Here is a 23728-nt window from a genome sequence, read left to right as displayed (position 1 = left end):
TAGGGGTCAGGCACGCCTGACCCTTTCTTACTTCAGAATGGTAAACGCGGTGGTGACGTGCTTCACGCCGCTCACCCGGCTGGCGATATCTGCTGCCGCTTTCGCTTCTGAATCCGTCACCAGACCCAGCAGGAACACTTCGCCATTCTCAGTGGTGACTTTCACGCTCGAGGATTTCACCTGATCGCTACCCAGCAGCTGGGAGCGCACTTTGGTGGTGATCCAGGTATCAGAAGATGCCGTGCCGAAGCTGACTTTGCTGCCGGTGCGGATCTCGTTATACACCTCGGTTGCACCATCCACACCAACGGCGATCTGTTTCGCGCGCGATGACAGGTCGCTGCTCGTTGCCTGACCGGTCAGCAGCACTTTGCCCTTATAGGCGGTGGCAACGATGTGGGTGTTTTGTTTGATCTGTTCGTCTTTGGATAGCGCGTTCGTTACGCGCAGCTCTAAGGTGCCATCATCCACCTGAGTTCCTACGGAACGGGGATCGGTGGCGCTTTTCGTTGCGACCGCCGCGCTGCCAACAACCGCAGCCACACAGCCCTGTAACATCAACGCGGTAAGGATAACTGCACATGCAGATAATGCCTTCATTTAAGCTCCTTTAAACATCCTGGTGGGGAAACAAAGTGTTATCTATTAAATCGCACAGACAATTCACGGTTAACATATGCATTTCCTGAATTCTCGCGCTGCGATGCGAGGGGATACGAATCTCCACATCCTGTGGTCCCAGCAGACCGGCGAGTTCACCGCCGTCGTAGCCGGTCAGCGCAACAATCGTCATATCACGCGTGACCGCTGCTTCTACGGCTTTGACAATATCACGGCTGTTGCCGCGGGTTGATATGGCCAACAAAATATCACCGGCGTGGCCCAATGCCCGCACCTGCTTGGCATAAATCTCTTCGTGCAGGCGATCATTACCAATCGCCGTCAGCAGCACATTGTCTGCGCTCAGGGCGATGGCTGGCAGGCTCGGGCGCTCGGTCTCAAAACGGTTGATCATGCTGGCAGAAAAATGCTGGGCATTGGCGCTGGAGGTTCCGTTGCCACAGCTCAGGATTTTGTTGCCATTCAGCAGTGACTGCACCATGGTCATCGCCGCGCGTGCTATGGCATCCGGCAGCGCTTCTGCAGCTGCGATCTGCGTTTGAATACTTTCGGTAAAACAGACTTTAATTCTTTCCAGCACGTCATTCACCTGGTTAGTTTAGCCTTTTCAAACAGGCTCTTATTCTGCTGTAAATGCATCAGGCAACCATTCTACCTGTTCGCCGGTGATCGCGACCACATCAAAACGACAGTCCGTCGTGTCGAAGCTCTGTCCACGACTGTTGAGCCACAACGCCGCAGCGCGCAACAGCTTTTGCTGTTTACTGCGCGTAATACTGGCTGCTGCGCCGCCAAAGCGGTCATTGCGTCGATAGCGCACCTCAACAAAAACCCACACCTGCTTATCGCGCATAATCAGATCGATTTCGCCTGCGCGGTAACGCACATTCGCAGCGACAAAACTCAAACCTGATGTTTCCAGCAGGTGACGGGCCTGACGTTCACAGGCCGCCCCCTGCTGTTGTCGACTCAGCTGGCCGGGACGATCTGGCCCTGACGATACTGGCTCCACACTAACTTCCTGTTAATGACGCAGTCCTGATTTGCACTCAGATTGCCGGTATCGCCTTTAATCTGGAAACCTGGCAGTGAGCGCATCTCGCTGAAGTGATTCGCCAGCGTCCAGGCATCAATGCCCATCGCATACAGACGAACCAGTGAGTAATCATTGTTAAACGCCTTCGCCGCCTGCTGCATCAGTGCCGGATTCGCACCAGAGAGAAGCGGGATGTCGCTAAACTGTAAACCGTCCAGCTCAAGACGGAAGTCAGGGCCTGCTCCTGCCTGATAGCTGCGTGAGCTGGCATACAGCCCCACATTATCACGGCTGCTCACACGCATGGAGATCATCGGCTTAATCAGCGTCAGCTCGTCCTGAGTGGCGACAATATACACGGAATCCACGCTGCCGCTGCCGCTACTGACTTGGGCATCGACTTGGGCGGGAATGTTCAGGCCGCCAATGGTGACTCCTGTCGCAGCCGTAGGCTGTACGGTGATCGGCGAGCCGCTCAAGCGGATACCTGCACCGCTGTTAATGCTCTGTTTCAGTTCGGTTTTCGAACCAAACTGCTGCTGCAACACCGTGCCACCGCCCAGTTTCTGCCACTCAGCGGCAAAGGCTTTGTTTACGCGGTCGCCTAACGAGCTGCGTGGTACCAGCAACAGCGGGGTACGTTTGCCCTGGTCCCACATATGATGCGCGGCATCACGGGCTTCGTCTTCAGGAGAAAGCGCAAAATAGCAAAGATTCGGACGGTTCTGGAAGGATTCAGGCTCATTCAGGGCCAGAACGTTCAGTGATGTCTGGCTGTTAGCCAATTGTTCAACGTGATTTTTCAGCAGCGGTCCCACCACCAGCGTGGCGCCATCATTCTTCGCCTGGGTGAGGATCTGTTCGATGGGCTGGGTGCTGGTGTCATACACCTGAATCTGGGTGTTGCTGGATGGCGCAGCGGTTTCTACGCTGTTGGCCGGGACCGATTGCGGCTGAACGTCAGCAGGCTGAGCCGTGGTTGCGTCGGCGGACGGGCTGACCACCGCATCGGGTGCAGCCTGCACAGCGTCAGGAGCCTGCACCGGAGCGGCAACGGCTGGGGCACTGCTCTGAGCCAGCACACCGTTCTTCGCGTCGTTAAACCCTTTCTGAATGGCGTTAGCAAACACCTGTGCCTGGCCGCTCAACGGCAGCAGCAGGGCGATTTTTCCGGTGGAAGCAGGCTGGAAGTTCTGCACCTGCGTTAGCGCCGTTGGCAGCATTTTGGCTGCCGGGTTATACGGATAACGCGTTTGCCAGTCACTGATACCTGCTTTCAGCATATCCGGGTCGCTGACGTTCGCACGGTACACACCGAGTAGATCTAACCAGCCCTGCAACACATTTTCATTGGCATTAATGGTCAGACTGTTCATCTGATCCGGGGTCAACTGCGTCAGCGTTTGCCAGGTGGCATCGATATTCTTCTGCTTATCGGCCGGATTGGTCAGCAGCGGTTCCTGAGCAATCCAGGCGCGCAGAACATCCAGCGAAGGGCGACCCTGGCTGGTGGCAATCTGCAACTGGAAATAACGTACCTGCTGATCCTTCGACAGGGCGTTGGTATCAATTTGCTTCAGTTTCTCAGCCGCATCCGGCAGGTTTTGCTGCGCCACACTCAGCTGTGCCTGAAGCAGTAACTGCTCCTGACGCTGGGTCGCGTTCAGATCCTGAGGGAGTTGCGTCAGCTGATCGTTGGCCTGAGGAGCCTTCCCTTCATTCAACAACGCTCTGATTGCAAGTAATTGCCAGTCAACCTTGTTATCATCTGAGCTTTGCTGCACCTGCTGCAGATAATAGTCAGAGGTGCCGGTGGCGGCCCCCTGTACATTCGCCTGAGGCGTTTGCGGAGCCTGGCCGGTACAACCGGCAAAAATCAGGGCGGCCAGCAGCAGCGGCATGGTGCGTACTGCTTTGCAGTGAACTACTTTCGAAGGAAGCATACTGTATCCAGTGATGTTTTTTTCAAGATGCTCAATATTAAATCGGCAATTCGGATCAAACAATGAAACAACACGATCGGGCAGATATTTCTGCCAGCACGCTCTATATCGTTCCAACACCAATCGGTAACCTGGGCGATATCACCCAGCGGGCACTGAAGGTGCTTGCGAGCGTCGATCTGATCGCTGCGGAAGATACACGTCATACCGGGCTGTTGCTACAACATTTCGCCATCAATGCGCGGCTCTTCGCATTGCACGATCATAATGAACAGCAGAAGGCCGAGGTGTTGCTGGAGAAGCTGCGCGAAGGTCAAAGCATAGCGTTAGTTTCCGATGCTGGCACGCCGTTAATTAATGATCCCGGCTACCATCTGGTGCGCTTGTGCCGCGAGTCGGGCATCCGTGTCGTGCCGTTACCCGGTGCCTGCGCAGCGATCACTGCATTAAGCGCTGCCGGATTACCGTCTGACCGTTTCTGCTACGAAGGGTTTCTGCCGGCGAAAAGTAAAGGGCGCTGTGACACCTTACGCGCACTTGAGCAGGAACCCCGCACCATTATTTTCTACGAGTCCACGCATCGCCTGCTGGATAGCCTGCAAGATATGGTCACTGTGCTGGGCCCCGATCGTTATGTGGTGCTGGCGCGTGAAATCACCAAAACCTGGGAGTCGATCTTTGGCGCGCCAGTGGGTGAACTGCTGGCGTGGGTGCTGGAAGACGAAAACCGCCGTAAAGGTGAGATGGTGCTGATTGTTGAAGGTTATCACGCTGTTGAAGAGGCTTTGCCCGTGGAAGCTCTGCGAACCCTGGCCCTGTTGCAGGCGGAGCTTCCCCTGAAGAAAGCCGCTGCACTCACCGCCGAAATTCACGGCGTGAAGAAAAATGCACTGTATAAGCATGCGCTGGAACAGCAGGGTGAGTGACAAGTCGTAGAAAACCCTATACACTGCGCGCCGAAGCTGACCAGACAGTCGCCGCTTTGTTGCCGTCCTCCTTCGGGGGAGACAGACAAAGGGGAGGAAAGTCCGGGCTCCATAGGGCAGGGTGCCAGGTAACGCCTGGGGGGCGCAAGCCCACGACTAGTGCAACAGAGAGCAAACCGCCGATGGCCCACGCAAGTGGGATCAGGTAAGGGTGAAAGGGTGCGGTAAGAGCGCACCGCGCGGCTGGCAACAGTTCGTGGCACGGTAAACTCCACCCGGAGCAAGGCCAAATAGGGGTTCACCAGGTACGGCCCGTACTGAACCCGGGTAGGCTGCTTGAGCCAGTGAGCGATTGCTGGCCTAGATGAATGACTGTCCACGACAGAACCCGGCTTACCGGTCAGCTTCGAACTCATTCAGTATGAAAACCCGCTTCGGCGGGTTTTTTGCTTTTCAGTATTTAACGGCGGGATGAATGACTGTCCACGACACTCTCTATGACAGGAAGGCGGCTTACCGGTCAGCTTCGAACTCATTCAGTATAAAAACCTGCTTCGGCGGGTTTTTTGCTTTTCAGTATTTAACGGCACGATGAATGACTGTCCTCGACATGCAATTAACCGTAGGGGTCGATCATCTTTTCCGATCGACCCGTGTTGATGGTGCGCGTTGCTGGCCGACCGAAACAAATGGTCGTCCACTGAGGTATCCCCATAAAGTACCCGATCGCAATGGCGTCGGGTTTTTAAAACTCATAGCGAGCAACGGTTCTGCGGGGATGGGGCCAGTTTGAGATAAGCCGGACGTCACGCGGCAGGGACGCCGCGTGCCGAGGCCCGCATGGATGCGGCCGTTGCCGTTCCGGCGTGCTCAAACTGGCACCGGACCTGAAGCCAGACTGCCAGCCATTCATTTTTGTGGGGATCCCTCAGTGGTCGTCCACTACACGACCGAAACAGAGGGTCAGCCACTTCGGCTCTATGCCTGTCTTGTTTTATAAGGCAGCTTCAGCGCTAATCATTGTGCTGATGGCTTATTTTTTGTTGTTTTAATCTTATTGTCACATTCACCAGAAAAATCACCGCGCCTGTGCAATAACACCCTAAAATGAGAAAAACATAATCAACTGTTTAACATACTTTCGCTAAATAAATGTATATCATCACATAAATAGTCTTAATTAAAATAATTGATAACATCATCACCCTTAATGATTCCTTGTTTTTTTTCTTAAAAATTAATAATGATTTGACAGTGTTAGCACCTCGTCATAAATTCAGCGTACTACTGGTGCCTTTATGTCCTATTCTGGCTGAGATTTTTTTTAGTATGTAATTTAATAAAAAACAAACAAATAAATAACGTTTTTAAATTGATATCCTCAATAACTCTCACCGGGATTCGAAATGAAAAGCCATGCACCTGTTACGCAACAGGAGTATCTGTTGGACGTGGATACAACATTAATGTCCACGACGGATACACAGAGCAATATTACTTACGCCAATTCCGCTTTTATCCGGGTCAGCGGATACTCTGATACTGAACTGATCTCTCAGCCACATAATCTGGTGCGTCACCCGGATATGCCCGCTGAGGCTTTTGCCGATATGTGGTACACCTTACAGCAAGGTGACAGCTGGACAGGGCTGGTCAAGAACCGACGTAAAAGTGGTGATCACTATTGGGTGCGTGCCAATGTCACCCCGGTCTATCATGACGATAAGTTATCCGGCTATATTTCGGTGCGTAATACCCCCTCGGCCGGGGAAATAAATTTTGCCGCCCCGCTTTACGCTGCCGTAAAAAATAAACAGGCAGGGACACGCCGTTTTTATAAAGGCCTTGTGGTACGCAGCGGATTCTTTTCACCATTATCGCTGATGCAACGTCTTTCGGTCCGCTGGCGCATGCGCTGCCCGTTATTTCTCCTCGCCCTGGCCCCAGTATTGCTGGCCGCAGGTAATGTTAATCCCGGTGTTATCGCGTTGATCATGGCTCTCTTATTGCTCCTCTGCGATGTGTTTCTGCATCAGCAGATCAGCCGCCCACTTAACATTATGCAGCAGCAGGCACAGAAGGTAGTTTCCGGCCGTAAAACCGGGCACATTCATTTCAACCGTGTTGATGAAATTGGCTTACTGATGCGATCCATTAACCAGTTCTCTCTCAACCTTAATTCGCTGGTTGACGATGTGGGAGCCCAGGTACAGGGCATGATGGATGTCAGCCAGCAGCTGGCTGACAATAATGTGGCACTGAATGTGCGTACCGAAGAAACCTCGGCCAATTTGCAGCAAACCGCGACCGCGATTGAGGAAATCACGGTGGCCGTGCAACAAAGTCTGGAAACGGCCGTTCAGGTGACGGTATTAGCGGAAACCGCCAGCCAGACGGCGCGCAGAGGTGGCGATATGATGGCCGAAACCATCGGGATGATGGAGTCCATCTCCACTGCCAGTCATAAAATTGTTGATATTATCAGTGTGATTGACAGCATTGCTTTTCAGACCAATATCCTTGCCCTGAATGCCGCCGTCGAAGCCGCCAGAGCCGGTGTAATGGGGCGCGGCTTTGCCGTGGTTGCTGCGGAAGTGCGCCAGCTGGCTCTGCACTCCGCCTCTGCCGCCAGTGAAATCAAGGCACTGATTGATGACAACGTCCGCAGCGTAAAATCTGGCGAACAGATGGTCGAACATGCGGGCCGGCATATTGCGACCATCGTCAATGAAGTCATGCAGGTGTCCACCATGATCCGCGAGACCTCTCTGGCGGCTCAGGAGCAGACTTCGGCACTGTCGCTGATCAATCAGTCGATCACTGAAATTGAAACGATGACCCAGAGCAACACTGAAATGGTGCTGCAATCGGTAGAGACGGCGGAAAACCTCCATCATCAGGCAATACGCCTGACTAACGCGATTCATGTCTATGGTGGCTGATTAGTCGGTCCGGCCTTGATGCATGACAAGGCCGGCTGGCAGGCAGGATCTTTATAATGGCGGCCGTTTTGTCTCTCACTGGTGTGAACCTATGGCTTATCAGCTTGATCTAAACTGGCCCGAATTTTTAGAAAAATACTGGCAAAAACAACCTGTTGTTTTGAAAAATGCGCTGCCGAACTTTGTCGATCCTATTTCGCCGGACGAACTGGCTGGGCTGGCGATGGAGCCGGAAGTCGACAGCCGCCTCGTCAGTTATACCGACGGCCAGTGGCAGGCCAGCAACGGGCCTTTTGAGCACTTTGATGGCCTGGGTGAAACCGGCTGGTCACTGCTGGCGCAGGCGGTTAACCACTGGCACGCACCCGCAGCTGAGCTGGTGCGCCCGTTCCGCGTATTGCCGGACTGGCGTCTAGACGACCTGATGATCTCTTATTCCGTACCGGGTGGCGGCGTTGGGCCGCATATCGATCAGTATGATGTCTTTATCATCCAGGGCATGGGCCGCCGCCGCTGGCGTGTGGGGGATAAACTGCCGCTGAAACAGTTCTGCCCGCACCCTGCGCTGCTGCATGTGGAGCCTTTTACGCCCATCATTGATCAAGAGCTGGCACCGGGTGACATTCTGTATATTCCACCGGGCTTCCCACACGACGGCTTCACCTTTGAAACCGCGCTCAACTACTCTGTCGGTTTCCGTGGGCCTAATGGCCGCGATCTCATCAGCAGCTTTGCAGATTACGCCCTGGAAAACGATCTCGGCGGTGAGCATTACAGCGACGCTGATTTAACCTGCCGTGAGCATCCTGGACGGGTTGAAGAGTACGAACTCGATCGCGTCCGTAAGATGATGATCGAGATGATCAATCAGCCGGGGGATTTCACGCAGTGGTTTGGTCGTTTTGTCACCACGCCGCGCCATGAACTGGATATTGCACCCGCCGAACCCGTCTGGCAGCCGGAGGAGATCCTCGAGGCCCTGAACGGCGGTGATGTTCTGAATCGCCTGAGTGGGTTGAGGGTATTGCAGGTCGGTGACAGTTTCTTTATCAACAGTGAACGGCTGGAAACGGTTGATGCGAAAGCCGCTGATGCACTCTGTCGTTACACCATCCTCGGTAAAAAAGAGCTGGGTGAGGCGCTGCGTAACCCGGCGTTTGTCGCTGAGCTAACCGCGCTGGTGAATCAGGGTTACTGGTTCTTTGACGAAGAGTAGCCACAATGGATCACTTTCAATAAATCGGAAGTGATCGGTTCTGAATCATTGTCTTCATGACTAAGGTTGAGGTCAGGCGCTGCACGCCTGGCATCCCTGAAAGCTGCTCGTCATAAAGCTTTTGAAAAGCGGTGAGGTCCTGCGTCAGAATATGCAGAAGATAATCAGGATCGCCAAACAGGCGCTGTGCCTGAACGATCTGCGGGATCTCCACCACTGCCGCTTCAAACGCGGCCACCGCATGCCTGTCTCCTTCGCGCAACGTCACAAACACAATCGCTGAAAAGGTGAAGCCCAGCTTCGCAGGGTCAAGGTGCGCACGGTAATGCTGGATCACACCGGATTGCTCCAGCGCCCGTACCCGACGATGGCAGGGAGAAAGGCTCAGCCCAACCCGTTCGGACAGATCGGTAACAGAAAGTCGCCCGTCAATTTGCAGTTCAGCAAGGATCTTGCGGTCAATCTTATCCATTTAGAAAATTCTCTCTTTCAGCGCCGATTTTCGGGTCAACATTAGCAGCACATTTTAACGACAGAAGGATATTCTTTCCATCTTCTGATTGGCACTGAACTCTGTGGGAAGACTATTTTGGCGTTACATCTGTTTGCCTCTTTCTGGGCGGTATCCATTCTTTTTGTTATCACACCCGGCGTGGACTGGGCCTATGCCATGTCGGCGGGCATGCGAAAGCGTGCAGTGACGCCAGCCGTGGCCGGTTTACTGCTGGGCCATCTGATTGCCACTTTGGTCGTGGCGGCGGGTGTGGGTGCACTGGTGGCTGAAAACCCGGCGGCGCTGACGCTGCTGACCGTGGCGGGGGCGCTCTACCTGTTGTGGCTTGGCATTAATATGGTGAGGCATCCGTCAGTTCCTGCGGCCGGGAAGGCGGCATCCACCAGCTCCTGGTTTCTCTGGCTGGTAAAGGGCGTCTGCGTCAGCGGCATGAATCCCAAGGTTTTTCTGCTGTTTCTGGCTCTGCTGCCCCAGTTTACCGATCCTGCCAGCACCTGGCCTGTTCCCCTGCAAATCCTCGCGCTGGGCAGTTTACATATTGTCAGCTGCGGCCTGGTTTACCTGCTGGTGGGATTTGGGTCCGGCAAGGTACTGCAAACCCGACCGCGTGCCGCACGGTACGTCAGTCAGATTTCGGGCATCGTGATGTGTGTTATCGCGGTGCTGTTATTCGCAGAACCGTTCTTATGACAGCGATAAAAATGGCAGGGGGAGATTTCAGGGAATGTTCCCGGCAGCAGAGCATGGCTACCGGGAATAATGGCAGGATCGGCTTAAACGGGTAGGTCAATCACCAGCGCTCGCAACGGGGTTTCCGCCTCAAGTGTGACGCTCTGCTCTTCGTGCAGAAAAGCCCCGTCGCCGCAGGTCAGGGCTTCCTGCTGCTGCGAGTGCGCCACGGCCTTCAGCGAACCATGAATCGATTGCAGATAGGCGCGTGTGCCATGCAGTGGCAGGCTGTAACGCTCGCCCGGCTCCAGCACCACCTGATGGATCCACACTTGCTGGCGCAGTTGCAGGCTACCTGCGCTGCCGTCCGGTGATGCCAGCAACGTATAACGCTGATGTTCAGATACCGGCATCCGTTGCACGGACGCATTTTCCCGCTGCGGGCAGGCATCCAGCCACAGCTGCATGCGCGTCAGGCTGCTCTCTTTACTGATATTGTGCTCTGAATAGCTGATGCCAGGCTGGGTGGCCAGCAACAGTGCTTCCCCGGCTTGCGCCTGTACGTGGTTGCCTTCGCTGTCGCGATACTCGGCCGCACCCTGCAAAATCAGGTTCAGCACATCCACTTTCGGGTAGGTTCTGGGCTGGAAGGATGCACCCGGTGCCAGCACTTCCTGATTGAGCACGCGCAACGATGCGTAGCCAAGCAGTTTGGGATCAAAATAGTGACCAAAGGAGAAGGTATAGCGCGCCTGCAGCCAGCCGTAATCGGCTTTGCCACACTGCTCTGCGGTTCGACTGGTTATCATAGGATTCTCCTTATCGGCCTGAGAGATCCCGGCCGTTTATTATCCTGTTATGGTAAGTTTCTGGACGCCGGATTGTTAGCCAGTTAATCTGCTGGCAATATTCAAATTTCCTGACAGAGAATCACTATGGCTAAAGATCGCGCTCTGACGCTGGAAGCGCTGCGGGTAATGGATGCTATCGATCGTCGCGGTAGCTTTGCTGCCGCGGCGGATGAGCTGGGCCGTGTGCCCTCCGCTCTGAGCTATACCATGCAGAAACTGGAAGAAGAACTGGATGTCGTGCTGTTTGACCGTTCCGGTCACCGCACCAAATTCACCAATGTCGGGCGTATGCTGCTGGAGCGTGGTCGTGTGCTGCTGGAAGCGGCCGACAAGCTGACCACGGATGCGGAAGCGCTGGCGCGCGGCTGGGAAACCCACCTGACAATTGCCACCGAAGCGCTGGTCTCCACCGAACTGCTGTTTCCGCTGGTCGGGAAGCTGGCCGATAAAGCCAATACCCAGGTGTCGCTGATGACCGAAGTGCTGGCCGGGGCATGGGAGCGTCTGGAGCAGGGGCGTGCCGATATTGTGATCGCCCCTGATATGCATTTCCGCGCCTCGTCCGAGATCAACACGCGCAAACTCTACACGCTGATGAGCGTCTATGTGGCCAGCCCGGAACACCCGATCCACCTGGAACCTGAACCGTTGTCGGAAACCACACGCGTTAAATATCGCGGCATTGCGGTGGCGGATACCGCCCGTGAGCGCCCGGTACTGACGGTGACCCTGCTCGACAAGCAGCAGCGCCTGACGGTCAGCACCATTGAAGATAAGCACCGTGCGTTGCTCGCGGGCTTAGGCGTTGGCACCATGCCGTATCCGATGGTGGAAAAAGACATCGCGGAAGGACGGCTGCGTGTGGTCAGCCCGGAATATACGCGTGAAGTGGATATTATTATGGCCTGGCGGCGCGACAGCATGGGAGAAGCAAAGTCCTGGTGCCTGCGGGAGATCCCAAAACTTCTGGCGAAACGCCAGGGGTAACCGCCCGCAGAACCGATAGAAGACTACTGGGAAGCATTCATGTCCTGAGAATGCTCAACACTGCTGAAGGTTGAAAAAGTCTGATAGTAATAATGGCCGACAAAGGCCACGTAGCAGAGCATAACAACGGCAAGGCAGATTGCGATAGGTTTGATCATGGCTCCATCCCCGTATTGATTTCGTTTTTAGGTGTTTACATCAGTGAAGATACGTAAGCGCGAAACGGGAGAAGTTGTGCCAGATCAAAAAAGGGTGCGGAACATCCGGGGCGAGGGGGAAACAGCCCTGGATGCACAAAATTAACCGAAGTGTCTGTCGCGACCGTGGGGTTCTTCCCAGTTAAATGCCGGGCCAAGAGAGATCACGCCGCTGGGGTTAATCGTCTTGTGGCTGCAGTAGTAATGATGGCGAATATGCTCGAGGTTGACGGTTTCAGCCAGGCCAGGTGTCTGCCACAGGTCGCGCAGAAAACCGCTGAGGTTCAGGTAGTCGCCAATACGGTGGCGGTCGCATTTGAAGTGGGTGACGTACACCGGATCAAAGCGCACCAGCGTGGTCCACAGGCGGATATCGGCTTCGGTGAGTCGGTCACCGCTCAGGTAGCGATGTTTACCCAGCAGTGTTTCCAGGCGGTCGAGCGAGGAGAATAGCGCGTTCACCGCTTCATCGTACGCGGGCTGGCTGGTGGCGAACCCTGATTTGTACACGCCGTTGTTCACGGTGTCATAGATCCAGCCGTTCAGCGCATTAATCTCTTCGTGCAACTCCTGCGGGTAATAATCCCCGGCGCGCGCGCCCACTCCGTCAAACGCACTGTTCAGCATGCGGATAATATCGGCCGATTCATTGCTGACAAGGGTGTGCTGATGCTTATCCCACAGCACCGGAACGGTCACGCGACCGCTGTACTGCGCATCGGCATGCAGATAGAGTTGGTAAAGATATTCGTTCTGATACAGGCTGTCGCCGGTGGCGGCTGGGAAATCTTCATCAAAGGTCCAGCCGTTTTCCAGCATCAGCGGATGGACGACCGAAACGGAAATCAGATCGGTTAGCCCTTTCAACTCGCGCATAATCAGCGTGCGGTGCGCCCAGGGGCAGGCGAGAGAAACATACAGATGGTAACGGTCAGCTTCAGCGCGAAAACCCGCTTTGCCGCTCGGGCCAGCTTCACCATCGGCGGTGACCCAGTTGCGAAAAGCAGATTCGGAGCGTTTAAAACGGCCTCCGGTGGCGTTGGTGTCATACCACTGATCGTGCCAGACACCCTCAATCAGTTGTCCCATGTTCTGTTCTCCTGTCCTTAAAATAAAAAAAGGGGTGAGGATATGATCCTCACCCCCGATAAATCAGTATAGCTAACTTACCACTTCTTACCCAACAGACGGTCGATGCTCAATGCACCTGGACCGGTGACGGCCAGCAGCAGGAAACCACCGGCAATGCTGATGTTTTTCAGGAACATGGTGGTACCGTCAACGGCAAAGTTACTGTGCGCCAGAATCGCGGTCAGCACGGTGAAGACGGCAGTAATCAGCGCAGTGGTACGGGTAAAGAAACCGAACAGAATCGCCAGGCCGCCGCCGAACTCAAGCAGAACGGTCAATGGTACGAAGAGAGCCGGGATGCCCATTGAGGCCATATAGTGCTGGGTCGCTTCGTAGTTAGTCAGTTTACCCCAGCCAGCAACGATGAACAGAATGGTCATCAGGATGCGTGCCAAAACAAAACCGGTATCTTCTAATTTTTTCATCATTAACTCCAAACAAGAATTTGTCGTCGCGCTACAGGCCCGACCGTAGTTTACTCAGGTCTGACGCGTCTTAAGCGCTCAGTGCCGTTCGTTGTTGGAGATAATAGTCGGGGAAGGAAAACATTGTAAGCGAGATAAACTGTCGAAGATGTTCAAGAAATCTGGGGGTTGTTGCAGCCGCCATTCGAGCACGGCTGTATCGTACAGAGGATTAACGACGAGGCAGATAGTTACGCACCATGCGCCAGGTACTCCAGGCACCCAGGCCGCGTCTGGCCCAGCGGCCCATAAAGCGCGGATTACGCACGGACCAGATAGCCATCACGCCGCTGCCGACGGTCAGCCAGCGTTTGGCACTGAGAAGCGCCAGAAAACCGTGATCGTAGCGTGCAGTGGTATCCAGCCAGGCTTTACGCCCGGCACTGAGATCCAGCCGTTGCTGCTGGATCTCACGTAACAGCTCCGCTTTGCGCAAATCGCGTTTACGGCTCATTTACTCATCCTCCAGCAGCTTGCGGTCTTCCGACAGCTCCCTGCGGGTGGCGCTCAGCAGCGTAGATCGGCGCGATTTCGCCAATGTCCACAGGCCAAAAATCAGCGCCAGCGCGAACAATACACCGGTGGTAATGGCAATCGCCATCAAACGATACTGCGCATCGACTGCCCAGATAATCAGCACCATCAGACTCATCAGGCCGAAGGCAGTAAACAGCATCGTCAGGCCAACCATCAACAGCATTTGAATCAGGTTGGCTTTTTCAGCTTCCAGCTCCACCACTGCCAGCCGGACGCGCGTTTCCACCATCCCGACCAGGATAGTAACAATGCGTTGCCCGATATTAATGACCCCTTTGCCGGGGCCGTGGCTTTGCTGATGCTCTGCCATATTAACGACGGGTCAGCAGCACGCCTAGAACTACGCCAACGGCGGCGCCAATACCCACGCTGGTCCACGGATTATCACGGACGTAGACGTCGGCGCGGTCGGCCGCTTCACGGGTGGTTTGGGCAATGCGGTCACCGGAGTCACCCAGGCGGGCACGGGTATCTTTCAGCGCGCTTTGTGCTTTGCTGCGCAGTTTATCCAGCTCGGTTTTCGATTTCTCACCGGAGGTGGTTAACACTTCTTCCAGCGTATCAGCCAGGTTTTTCAGCTCGGCGCGCAGATGTTCTGATGTGGTGTCTTTAGACATTGAAAACTCCTTAAATTTAGTTTTAATGACGTTGGCAGCTTTTCGCCTTAATACGGCGCAGCCTGCACTTCCTTCAGCTCATATTGGGCTTCAGCCAGCTTTTTTTCGCGTTTTGCAATTTTTTCGCGGTCGTCACCTTCCGCTTTTTCCTGCTTCAGTTCCTGTTCCCGCTCAGTCACTTTATTCTCGTGCTCTTTAATCTTTTCCTGATGTGCTTCTTTCAGCCCGGCATCGCTACAGTTGGCACGTGTCTCGGTTAACGCCCGCTCCAGGCCGTTCACCCGACGTTGGTTGTCGTGCTTCTGTGCAATATCGATTTCTTGCTGAATAGAGCGTACTTTCTGCTGGCAGAGCGTATCTGCCTGGGCGAAAGTCGCCAGGGTGAGTAGACTGATGCCGAAAATAATCTGATATTTCATGGTGATCGTGACCTTCCTTTGCGTGGATACCGTTGTAAAGATATCGTACTCCTGAAACAGGTTTGGTGCATTTTTACTGCTTATGAAGCATAGACAGAAAACAGGGAAAGCTCAAAAACAGAGAATATTCTTAGAGATAGCCCCGCCTTGACGATGGGCAGAGCAGATCACCGCTAGCCGACAGACTGAGGGCTAAGGCTGATGCGGTTTATCCAGTTTGACGCGCCGTGGTTCTCCTGGCGCGCAATATCAAAACCATAAGGTAGCAGCTTGCGCAGCACTTTTTCGGCCGCATCACTTTGCTCTAGTGAGTCGAATTTGATCACCAGAGCGTTCTGCTCCGGCGTAATGCTTTTAATATGAATGCCCTGAGCGTTCAGCGTCTGGTAGACGTAAAACCCATCGGGCAGGCTAATTCCCTGGCGAGATGCGCGGATTTGTAAGGCGCTTTCACTGCGGAACAGAGCAGGCATAAACGCCAGCGCCAGCAGTGCGAGTGTTGCCAGTGCGACCAGCGGGATAAGCCGCAGCGTACGCGTGGATAATTTCATAACACCAGGCATCATGAGTTTCCTTTCTCATTCGTCGACTGTTTTTTACGCCAAAGAACATACAGCGAGCCAAACAGGCCGAACACCAGTAACACCAGCGGCAGTAGCATCAGGCAAAACATCATCTGATCTTCGTATTTGAGGAAAAGGGGGGTTTTTCCCAGTGCGTAGCCGATCACGGTCAAAATCAGCACCCAAAGCAGTCCGCTCATCCAGTTAAAGAACTGGAAACGGGCATTACTCAGGCCGGAAAGCCCGGCAATGGTAGGCAGTAGCGTGCGGACAAAGGCGATAAAGCGGCCAACCAGCAACGCGGAAAGCCCATGACGGTGGAACATCTGGTGGGCACGCTGGTGATACTGTGCGGGCAAATGAGACAGCCATTTTTGTACGGTGACGGTATTCCCCAGCCATCGTCCCTGAATGTAGCTGACCCAGCAGCCGAGGCTGGCGGCGGTGGTCAGTACACAAACGGTCAGCGCGAAATTCATCGTGCCTTTAGCAATCAGCACGCCGACCAGAATCAGCAGACTGTCACCGGGGAGAAAGGCGGCGGGAAGCAGGCCGTTTTCCAGGAACAAAATCATAAACAAGATGAAATAGATGGCCCATACCAGCGTGGGATCCGCCAGGGTGGCGTAATCCTGCTGCCAGAGGGCGTGCACCAGGGATTTGAAAATATCCATTAGTCGTCCTGAACATCAAAGTTGGCTCGTTTCACGGTTTTTCGCACGCTTAATTGATCGTTTTATCGGTGCGTTTTAGCCAGTTAACGGGCGGCTGAACAGCTTTGCGGGTAAATATCACAGCTTGTTGTTACCCACGCAGGAAGGATAAAAATAAGCACATAACTGTAACAAAATTACGTTAGCCTGGACAGGAAGAAACGCAAGTCCAACGATGTTTTACCGTTGGAACAGGCTGTCTGGAAGGAGTTTTACACAGGCTGACACTATTGACCGTATTTTGACTTAATGAGTGCATTCAGCCTGAATGAAGAGTGCTATTTTTCGTCGTTCGAGACGGTATCTGGCATCACGACAGGATTTTCGGCAAACATATAGCGGTCAACGTTGAATTCAAAGTCATCCGTCGTGGCATGGAACAACATCTGTTTGGTGTTTTCAAGATGCTGCCACATAGCCAATTTGCTGGCGGCCGGATCTTTACGCATCAAGGCTTTAAGAATGGTGTCATGGTCTTCACACCAGCTCTCAATCGATTTGTCGTCAATATGTTCGTGCAGTTTGAGCCAGTAAGGATTATGCAGTCGGTGTAGCCACATCTTTTCCACAATTGCCGCCAGCGCACTGTTCTGCGTCGACAGCGCAATCTGTACGTGGAACTTCATATCCCACTCGGAATCACGGAAGCGGTCTTCTTTGCGTGCCTGCGTCTGGATCTCCATTAATTGCAGAATATCCTGGCGCGTCACCTGGGTGGCGGCGAACTCGGCAACATTGCTTTCAATTAACTGGCGGGCCTGCAACAGTTCAAACGGGCCAAAATTGGCGAACTCTAGCTGGCTGCTGGCGGTGACGCGGTTCTGCTGGCGCTGAGAAATGACGTGAATACCGGAACCTTTACGCACTTCGACGTAGCCTTCCACCTCCAGCATGATGATCGCTTCACGCACCACGGTGCGGCTAACGCCCATCTCTTCGGCGATAAAACGCTCAGCGGGCAATTTATCACCCACCTGATAAATATCCTGCTCAAGGCGGCGCTTCAGCTCGGCGGCAAGTTGTTGATAAAGGCGGCGCGACTCTGTTAGTTCCATGCTCCAGACTCCCGTTGAGAACACTCTGAGAATGGAATTTGTTATACCACTTTTCACGGTGGCGGGTCGACCCTCACTGGGGTTAAAACCCCCGCGACATCACGATTTTCCGTGCTGATGATCTCCACCTTTCTGGCTGACCGAAACAGCAGGTCAGCCATTAGGCGTCAGATGTTCACATTTCGTAGAGGCCGATCATCTTTTTCGATCAACCCCTGTTGATATTCTGCACTGTCGCAGAATCACGCTGAGTGTTGCGTCGCTGCCGCAATCACCTTGCTCTTTTTCTCCTGTTCCAGCTCTGAAATCGGTTTGTTTTTCAGCAGGGTCCAGATAGCTACCGCGCCTAACAAATCAAACACCGCCAGTGCGGCAAACAGTGGGCTAAAGCCCATCGTATCCGCCAGCGCCCCGACCACCAGTGCGAACATCGTACTGGCTGTCCAGGCCGCCATCCCGGTCAGGCCGTTGGCGGTCGCCACTTCATTACGGCCAAAAACGTCAGAAGAGAGGGTGATCAGGGAACCGGACAGTGCCTGATGGGCAAACCCGCCCACGCACAGCAGGGCAATCGCTGCATACGGACTGGTAAACAGGCCAATGGTGCCAGGGCCAATCATCAGTACGGCACCCATTGTTACCACCATCTTGCGCGAGACAATCAGGTTAACGCCAAACACGCGCTGGAAGAACGGAGGCAGATAACCGCCGACAATGCAGCCGAGATCGGCAAACAGCATCGGCATCCAGGCAAACATCGCAATCTCTTTCAGATTGAAGCCGTAGGCCTTAAACATAAACAGCGGGATCCAGGCGTTAAACGTGCCCCAGGCGGGTTCCGCCAGAAAACGCGGCAGGGCGATCCCCCAGAACTGGCGGTTACGGACGATCTGCCAGGCAGACATCTTTTTGCCGTTGTTCGTCTGGTGATGGGCTTCCTGCCCGGAAAGAATATATTCGCGCTCTTCAGGATCGAGCTTTTTCTGATCCTTAGGATGTTTGTAGAACATCAGCCAGCACAGTGCCCAGACAAGGCTCAGTACACCCGTGATAATAAAGGCCAGTTGCCAGCTGTGAGCGACGATAGCCCACACCACCAGCGGCGGTGCCAGCATGGCGCCAATCGATGAGCCGACATTAAAATAACCCACGGCAATCGAACGCTCTTTTGCCGGGAACCACTCGCTGCTGGCTTTCAGACCCGCCGGGATCATTGCGGCCTCGGCGGCACCCACCGCACCACGGGCCAGCGCCAGTCCACCCCAGCTTCCCGCCAGCGCGGTAGCGGCACAGAATATCGCCCAGAGAATGGCGAACATGGCATAGCCGATTTTCGTGCCCAGCACATCCAGAATGTAGCCCGCGACGGGCTGCATAATGGTGTAACAGGCTGAATAGGCAGCAATGATGTATGAATATTGCTGCGTGGTGATGTGCAGATCGGACTGTAACGTCGGTGCCGCCACGGCAATTGCATTACGCGTCAGGTAACCCAGAATGGTACCGATGGTCACCAGACCGATCATATACCAGCGTAACCCTTTAATTTTACGCATCTAAACCTCTTCCCGTCATTATTATTGATGCCACACCGCCGGTGTGTATCTGTAAAGGGCGCAATTGCGTTCTCGCCCTGTCTTTAACGAACCTTGCCTGCTAAATCTCAACCGCCGCCACGATAACTTGTCATACAGATTTAAAAGTTGAGAGCCATCACAAAAACCATTTTTATAATGGGGGATAATAAAAGGGCTTTAAAGACAGGTGGATAGCGTTTGATTGCATGGCTTGCAGGATAATTCACGCATAAATAGTGATGTTTTTGTGATCGGGTTCTCACTATTATTTCAGCGCTACTCATAATTGGTATGATAACTTTACTGGCATTGAGACAATGCAGGAGAGACCGTATGTCACGCTTTATGAGTGAAGACTTTTTACTGGACAGTGAGTTCGCCCGCAGGCTTTACCATGATTACGCTGCCGACCAGCCCATCTTCGACTACCACTGCCATCTGCCGCCGCAGCAGATTGCGGAAAACTACCGTTTTAACAATCTGTATGACATCTGGCTGAAGGGCGATCACTACAAATGGCGGGCGATGCGTTCCAACGGTGTGCCGGAAGCGCTTTGTACTGGTGATGCCAGCGATCGTGCAAAGTTTGATGCCTGGGCGCGCACGGTGCCGGATACCATCGGAAACCCGCTGTACCACTGGACCCACCTTGAACTGCGCCGTCCGTTTGGCATCACCAATACGCTGTTGTCACCCGCCACGGCCGACACGATCTGGCACCAGTGCAACGAACTGCTGGCGCAGGAGGCCTTTAGCGCCCGCGGCATCATGGAGCAGATGAACGTCAAAATGGTCGGCACCACGGACGATCCGGTGGACGATCTGCGCCATCACCGCGCGCTGGCACTGGATGGCAGCTTCACGACGAAAGTGCTGCCAAGCTGGCGGCCGGATAAAGCCTTCAACATTGAAGCTGAAGGATTTGTCGACTATCTGCAAACGCTGTCAGCGGTGGCGAACGTCGATATCACCCGTTTTGACGACCTGCGGCGTGCGCTGAACGTGCGGCTTGATCACTTTGCGGCCCACGGTTGCAAGGTGTCGGATCATGCGCTGGACGTGGTGCTGTACGGTGAAGCGGATGACGCCACACTGGATGCCATCCTGGCACGTCGTCTTGCGGGAACTCTGCCGCCGGAAAGCGAGGTGGCGCAGTTTAAAACCGCCGTGCTGGTGTGGCTGGGCGCGGAATATGCGCGTCGTGGCTGGGTGCAGCAGTATCACATTGGCGCACTACGCAATAACAACCGCCGTCAGTTACAGCTGCTGGGGCCGGATGTGGGCTTTGACTCCATCAACGACCGTCCGCTGGCTGAACCCCTGTCACGCCTGCTGGATGCGCAGAACCGGGACAACGCGCTGCCAAAAACCATCCTTTACTGCCTGAACCCGCGCGATAACGAAGTGCTGGCGACGATGGCCGGGAATTTCCAGGGAGAAGGGCAAGCCGGGAAGATGCAGTTTGGTTCGGCGTGGTGGTTTAACGACCAGAAAGATGGCATGGAGCGTCAGATGACCCAGCTGGCACAGATGGGGCTGCTAAGCCGCTTCGTCGGCATGCTCACCGACAGCCGCAGCTTCCTCTCTTACACCCGCCATGAATATTTCCGTCGTCTGCTATGCCAGATGATCGGGCGCTGGGTGGAAAAAGGCGAAGCGCCAGGCGATATCGCGCTGCTGGGCAACATGGTGCAGAACATCTGCTTTAACAACGCACGCGACTACTTTGCCATTGAGCTGTAGAGCAATCAGAGAGGATATGAGATGCGCAAGCTGAACCGAAACGACTTCCCAGGGCCTGCCTGGCCAGAACGCATCATCCAGTTCGGCGAAGGTAACTTTCTGCGTGCCTTCATCGACTGGCAGATCGATCAGTTAAACCAGCATACCAGGCTGGACGCTGGCGTGGTGGTGGTGCGGCCACTCAGCGGCGGCAGCCCACGTAGTATTAACAGCCAGGACGGGCTGTATACCACGGTGATCCGCGGGCTCAATGCACAGGGTGAGGTGGTGAGCGAGCCGCGGCTGATCCGCTCGGTCAATCGCGAAATCCAGCCTGCGGAGGATTTTGCCGCGTTTATGGCGCTGGCGATTGACCCACAGCTGCGGTTTGTCTTCTCCAATACCACGGAAGCGGGGATCTATTTTGACCCGGCAGATACGCTGGAATCCACACCTCCGGTCAGCTTCCCGGCCAAACTGACCCGTCTGCTGCTGGCACGCTGGCAGCATTTTAACGGCGCGCCTGACAAAGGCTGGCTGATGCTGCCCTGCGAGCTGATCGACGATAACGGCGACGCCCTGCGCGCCCGGGTGTTGCAAACGGCGCAGGCCTGGCAGTTACCTGCTGCCTTTGTGACGTGGGTGGAGCAGCACAATACCTTCTGTTCAACGCTGGTGGACCGCATTGTCACGGGTTACCCCGACGATGCCCGCGAGCTGGAAGAGCAGCTCGGTTACCAGGATGACTATCTGGTGGCGGGGGAGGTGTATTACCAGCTGGTGATCCAGGGGCCGGCTTCGGTGGCGCAAGAACTCTGCCTTGACCAGCTGGCGCTGAATATCCTGCTGGTTGATGACATCAAACCGTATAAAGAGCGCAAGGTGGCGATCCTCAATGGCGCGCACACCGCGATGGTGCCGGTGGCATTTCTTGCCGGGCTGGAGTCGGTCGGGGAGGCGATGGCTGATGCGGAGGTGGCGGCGTTTGTCGACGGCACGCTGCGCACGGAAATTATTCCGACGCTGACGCAGCCCGCGACCACGTTGAATGCTTTTGCGGACGAAGTCCTTAACCGTTTTCGTAACCCGTTTATCCGCCATCAGCTGAGTGCGATTGCCCTCAATGGGATGACGAAGTTCCGCACCCGTCTGCTGCCTGCGCTGCTGTGGCAGCACGCAGAGCTGGGGGCGCCGTCGCCGCGCCTGAGCTTTGCCCTTGCGGCGCTGCTGGCGTACTACCGGGGCGAGCGCAACGGCCAGCGTTATCCGTTGCAGGACGATGCGCACTGGTTACAGCGTTTTGCCACGCTATGGCCGCAGGTTGACTGCCATGATATTTCCCTGCGCCAGCTGGTGGATGAGGTGCTGAGCGACGCTGCACACTGGGGGCAGGATCTCACGCAGCTGGCCGGGCTGAGTGAGGGCGTGACGGCGCAGCTGCAACAGATCGTCCAGCTCGGTATGCGTGCGGCACTGGCGCAGATTAACGAAGGTGGGCACCATGCAAAGCATCATTAAAATTCACAGCCTGGATAACGTGGCAGTGGCCCTGCGTGACCTGGAGGAAGGGGAGCGCGTCAGCGTTGCCGGAGAGGAGCTGGTGCTGAAGCAGGCGGTGGGGCGTGGACATAAATTTGCCCTGCAACCGCTGGCAGTGAATGCGCTGGTGATGAAATACGGTCTGCCGATCGGTCACGCCACGCAGCCCGTCAGCGCCGGGGAAATTATTCATTCAAACAATGCGCGCACCAACCTCAGCGATCTGGATGAGTACCAGTATCAGCCGGAGTTTGCCACGTTGCCGGAACAGGCTGCAGACCGTGAGGTGCAGATTTACCGCCGCCGCAGTGGTGAAGTCGGCATTCGCAATGAGCTGTGGATCCTGCCGACCGTGGGCTGCGTCAATGGCATTGCCCGCCAGATCCTGCAACGTTTTCTAAAAGAGACGGCGGAGGCGGCTGATATTGACGGCGTACACCTGTTCAGCCATCCGTTTGGCTGTTCGCAGCTGGGGCAGGATCACGAGAACACCCGCACCATGCTGCAAAATATGGTGCAACATCCCAACGCCGGGGCGGTGCTGGTGATCGGCCTTGGCTGTGAAAACAATCAGGTGGATGTTTTCCGCCAGACGCTGGGTGAGACAGACGAGCAGCGGGTGAAGTTTATGATTTGCCAGCAGCAGGATGATGAGGTGGAAGCCGGGCTGGCACTGTTGCATGAGCTGTACGAAGCGATGCGCCATGACCAGCGTCAGCCTGGGCGTCTTAGCGAACTGAAGTTCGGGCTGGAGTGCGGCGGGTCGGACGGTTTGTCCGGCATTACTGCCAATCCGCTGCTCGGGCGTTTCTCCGACCAGATGATCGCCAACGGCGGCACCACGGTGCTGACAGAGGTGCCGGAGATGTTCGGGGCCGAACGCATTCTGATGAGCCGCTGCCGCGATGAAGCCACCTTCAGTAAAACGGTGAAAATGGTCAACGACTTCAAAGCGTACTTTATTGCCCACAACCAGCCGATTTATGAAAACCCGTCACCGGGCAACAAAGCAGGCGGGATCACCACCCTGGAAGAGAAGTCACTGGGCTGCACGCAGAAGGCCGGGCAAAGCCAGGTGGTGGATGTGCTGAACTACGGGCAGCGGCTGACGCAGCCCGGGCTGAACCTGCTCAGCGCACCGGGGAACGATGCGGTGGCTACCAGCGCACTGGCTGGATCAGGTTGTCATATGGTGCTGTTCAGTACCGGACGCGGCACCCCTTACGGCGGTTTTGTTCCCACGGTGAAGTTAGCCACCAACAGCGAACTGGCGGCGAAGAAGCCGCACTGGATTGATTTTGATGCCGGGCAGTTGATCCACGGCGTGGAGATGCCCGCACTGCTGGCGCAGTTTGTCGACACTATCGTGGCCATTGCCAACGGGCGACAGACGCGTAATGAAGTGAATGATTTCCGGGAACTGGCGATTTTTAAAAGCGGGGTGACATTGTAGGGGCGAGTTATGTCTCGCACTGGTTTGGTTGGGCAC

The 23728-nt window shown here is 55.0% G+C and carries 25 protein-coding genes and 1 other RNA gene; 9 read left to right on the top strand and 17 right to left on the bottom strand.

Annotated features, from left to right (window positions below; all coding sequences use genetic code 11):
* Positions 1-27 precede the first annotated feature (27 nt).
* The 4 genes from dolP to ACFL9S_RS08580 are packed head-to-tail and all read right to left on the bottom strand — an operon-like array spanning position 28 to position 3600.
* Positions 28-600 carry a division/outer membrane stress-associated lipid-binding lipoprotein gene (gene dolP, locus ACFL9S_RS08595; RefSeq protein ID WP_405261434.1) on the bottom strand — a complete coding sequence of 191 codons (573 nt, stop codon included), beginning with the start codon at positions 598-600 and terminating at the stop codon, positions 28-30.
* A 10-nt stretch (positions 601-610) separates the two neighbouring features.
* Positions 611-1201, bottom strand: coding sequence for a DnaA initiator-associating protein DiaA (gene diaA, locus ACFL9S_RS08590; RefSeq protein ID WP_405261433.1), 591 nt, complete (start codon positions 1199-1201; stop codon positions 611-613).
* A 39-nt stretch (positions 1202-1240) separates the two neighbouring features.
* Positions 1241-1633, bottom strand: a complete 393-nt coding sequence (locus ACFL9S_RS08585; protein ID WP_405261431.1) for a YraN family protein — start codon at positions 1631-1633, stop codon at positions 1241-1243.
* Positions 1591-3600 carry a penicillin-binding protein activator gene (locus tag ACFL9S_RS08580; RefSeq protein ID WP_405261430.1) on the bottom strand — a complete coding sequence of 670 codons (2010 nt, stop codon included), beginning with the start codon at positions 3598-3600 and terminating at the stop codon, positions 1591-1593. Before ACFL9S_RS08580 ends, ACFL9S_RS08585 begins: the two co-directional genes overlap by 43 nt.
* A gap of 62 nt (positions 3601-3662) precedes the next feature.
* Between ACFL9S_RS08580 and rsmI the strand changes: the two genes are divergently transcribed.
* The 4 genes from rsmI to ACFL9S_RS08560 all read left to right on the top strand — a co-directional run bounded on the left by rsmI (position 3663) and on the right by ACFL9S_RS08560 (position 8684).
* Positions 3663-4526, top strand: a complete 864-nt coding sequence (gene rsmI, locus ACFL9S_RS08575) for a 16S rRNA (cytidine(1402)-2'-O)-methyltransferase (protein WP_227535167.1) — start codon at positions 3663-3665, stop codon at positions 4524-4526.
* A gap of 32 nt (positions 4527-4558) precedes the next feature.
* Positions 4559-4938, top strand: an RNA gene (gene rnpB / locus ACFL9S_RS08570) — RNase P RNA component class A.
* A gap of 994 nt (positions 4939-5932) precedes the next feature.
* Positions 5933-7468 (top strand): methyl-accepting chemotaxis protein, encoded by a 1536-nt coding sequence (locus ACFL9S_RS08565; RefSeq protein WP_405261429.1) that lies wholly within the window; start codon positions 5933-5935, stop codon positions 7466-7468.
* A gap of 91 nt (positions 7469-7559) precedes the next feature.
* Positions 7560-8684 carry a JmjC domain-containing protein gene (locus ACFL9S_RS08560; RefSeq protein ID WP_405261428.1) on the top strand — a complete coding sequence of 375 codons (1125 nt, stop codon included), beginning with the start codon at positions 7560-7562 and terminating at the stop codon, positions 8682-8684.
* A gap of 16 nt (positions 8685-8700) precedes the next feature.
* On the opposite strand, the gene ACFL9S_RS08555 is transcribed toward ACFL9S_RS08560, so the two are convergent.
* The gene (locus ACFL9S_RS08555) at positions 8701-9156 is read right to left on the bottom strand and encodes an Lrp/AsnC family transcriptional regulator (protein ID WP_405261427.1); all 456 of its coding nucleotides are present in this window, start codon (positions 9154-9156) and stop codon (positions 8701-8703) included.
* Positions 9157-9273: 117 nt separating this feature from the next.
* On the opposite strand from ACFL9S_RS08555, the gene ACFL9S_RS08550 reads away from it, so the two are divergent.
* Positions 9274-9888: a LysE family translocator gene (locus ACFL9S_RS08550; RefSeq protein WP_405261426.1), complete on the top strand. Its 615-nt coding sequence runs from the start codon at positions 9274-9276 to the stop codon at positions 9886-9888.
* An 83-nt stretch (positions 9889-9971) separates the two neighbouring features.
* Here ACFL9S_RS08550 and ACFL9S_RS08545 read toward each other — a convergent pair whose 3' ends face one another.
* Positions 9972-10676, bottom strand: a complete 705-nt coding sequence (locus tag ACFL9S_RS08545; RefSeq protein WP_405261425.1) for a pirin family protein — start codon at positions 10674-10676, stop codon at positions 9972-9974.
* 126 nt (positions 10677-10802) lie between these two features.
* Here ACFL9S_RS08545 and ACFL9S_RS08540 point away from each other — a divergent pair, with 126 nt between their 5' ends.
* On the top strand, positions 10803-11705 hold the full coding sequence (locus ACFL9S_RS08540; RefSeq protein WP_133842505.1) for a LysR family transcriptional regulator: 903 nt from the start codon (positions 10803-10805) through the stop codon (positions 11703-11705).
* A 23-nt stretch (positions 11706-11728) separates the two neighbouring features.
* Here the strand turns inward: ACFL9S_RS08540 and ACFL9S_RS08535 are convergent, their stop codons facing one another.
* From ACFL9S_RS08535 to ACFL9S_RS08485, 11 genes are all read right to left on the bottom strand, one after another.
* Positions 11729-11863, bottom strand: coding sequence for a hypothetical protein (locus ACFL9S_RS08535; RefSeq protein WP_405261424.1), 135 nt, complete (start codon positions 11861-11863; stop codon positions 11729-11731).
* Positions 11864-12004: 141 nt separating this feature from the next.
* Entirely contained in the window at positions 12005-12991 is a 987-nt protein-coding gene (locus tag ACFL9S_RS08530; protein ID WP_405261423.1) for a glutathione S-transferase family protein, read from the bottom strand.
* 77 nt (positions 12992-13068) lie between these two features.
* The gene (locus ACFL9S_RS08525; RefSeq protein WP_405261593.1) at positions 13069-13458 is read right to left on the bottom strand and encodes a DoxX family protein; all 390 of its coding nucleotides are present in this window, start codon (positions 13456-13458) and stop codon (positions 13069-13071) included.
* Positions 13459-13669: 211 nt separating this feature from the next.
* The gene (locus tag ACFL9S_RS08520) at positions 13670-13951 is read right to left on the bottom strand and encodes a YqjK-like family protein (RefSeq protein ID WP_200641817.1); all 282 of its coding nucleotides are present in this window, start codon (positions 13949-13951) and stop codon (positions 13670-13672) included.
* The gene (locus ACFL9S_RS08515; RefSeq protein WP_405261422.1) at positions 13952-14344 is read right to left on the bottom strand and encodes a phage holin family protein; all 393 of its coding nucleotides are present in this window, start codon (positions 14342-14344) and stop codon (positions 13952-13954) included.
* Position 14345: 1 nt separating this feature from the next.
* Positions 14346-14651, bottom strand: a complete 306-nt coding sequence (locus ACFL9S_RS08510) for a YqjD family protein (protein WP_133842500.1) — start codon at positions 14649-14651, stop codon at positions 14346-14348.
* 47 nt (positions 14652-14698) lie between these two features.
* Positions 14699-15070 carry a DUF1090 domain-containing protein gene (locus tag ACFL9S_RS08505; protein WP_405261421.1) on the bottom strand — a complete coding sequence of 124 codons (372 nt, stop codon included), beginning with the start codon at positions 15068-15070 and terminating at the stop codon, positions 14699-14701.
* A 173-nt stretch (positions 15071-15243) separates the two neighbouring features.
* The gene (gene mzrA / locus ACFL9S_RS08500) at positions 15244-15621 is read right to left on the bottom strand and encodes an EnvZ/OmpR regulon moderator MzrA (protein ID WP_405261420.1); all 378 of its coding nucleotides are present in this window, start codon (positions 15619-15621) and stop codon (positions 15244-15246) included.
* An 11-nt stretch (positions 15622-15632) separates the two neighbouring features.
* A complete protein-coding gene (locus ACFL9S_RS08495; RefSeq protein WP_405261418.1) occupies positions 15633-16307 on the bottom strand; it encodes a DedA family protein in 675 nt (224 codons plus the stop codon).
* A gap of 317 nt (positions 16308-16624) precedes the next feature.
* Positions 16625-17401, bottom strand: a complete 777-nt coding sequence (gene exuR, locus ACFL9S_RS08490) for a transcriptional regulator ExuR (protein ID WP_405261417.1) — start codon at positions 17399-17401, stop codon at positions 16625-16627.
* A gap of 242 nt (positions 17402-17643) precedes the next feature.
* Entirely contained in the window at positions 17644-18957 is a 1314-nt protein-coding gene (locus ACFL9S_RS08485) for an MFS transporter (RefSeq protein ID WP_405261416.1), read from the bottom strand.
* A gap of 354 nt (positions 18958-19311) precedes the next feature.
* On the opposite strand from ACFL9S_RS08485, the gene uxaC reads away from it, so the two are divergent.
* Genes uxaC through ACFL9S_RS08470 form a run of 3 tightly spaced genes read left to right on the top strand, consistent with a single transcriptional unit; the run spans position 19312 to position 23692 of the window.
* Entirely contained in the window at positions 19312-20721 is a 1410-nt protein-coding gene (gene uxaC, locus ACFL9S_RS08480; protein WP_405261415.1) for a glucuronate isomerase, read from the top strand.
* A gap of 21 nt (positions 20722-20742) precedes the next feature.
* Positions 20743-22218 (top strand): tagaturonate reductase, encoded by a 1476-nt coding sequence (locus ACFL9S_RS08475; protein WP_405261414.1) that lies wholly within the window; start codon positions 20743-20745, stop codon positions 22216-22218.
* Complete coding sequence (locus tag ACFL9S_RS08470; RefSeq protein WP_405261412.1) at positions 22202-23692, top strand: UxaA family hydrolase; 1491 nt, start codon at positions 22202-22204, stop codon at positions 23690-23692. Before ACFL9S_RS08475 ends, ACFL9S_RS08470 begins: the two co-directional genes overlap by 17 nt.
* Positions 23693-23728 lie beyond the last annotated feature (36 nt).

Origin of the sequence: Erwinia sp. AnSW2-5, assembly GCF_045107195.1 — a bacterium.
Lineage (GTDB): Bacteria > Pseudomonadota > Gammaproteobacteria > Enterobacterales > Enterobacteriaceae > Erwinia.
The sequence above is the reverse complement of the archived record's forward strand: the minus strand, read 5'-3'. Positions and strand labels throughout refer to the sequence as shown.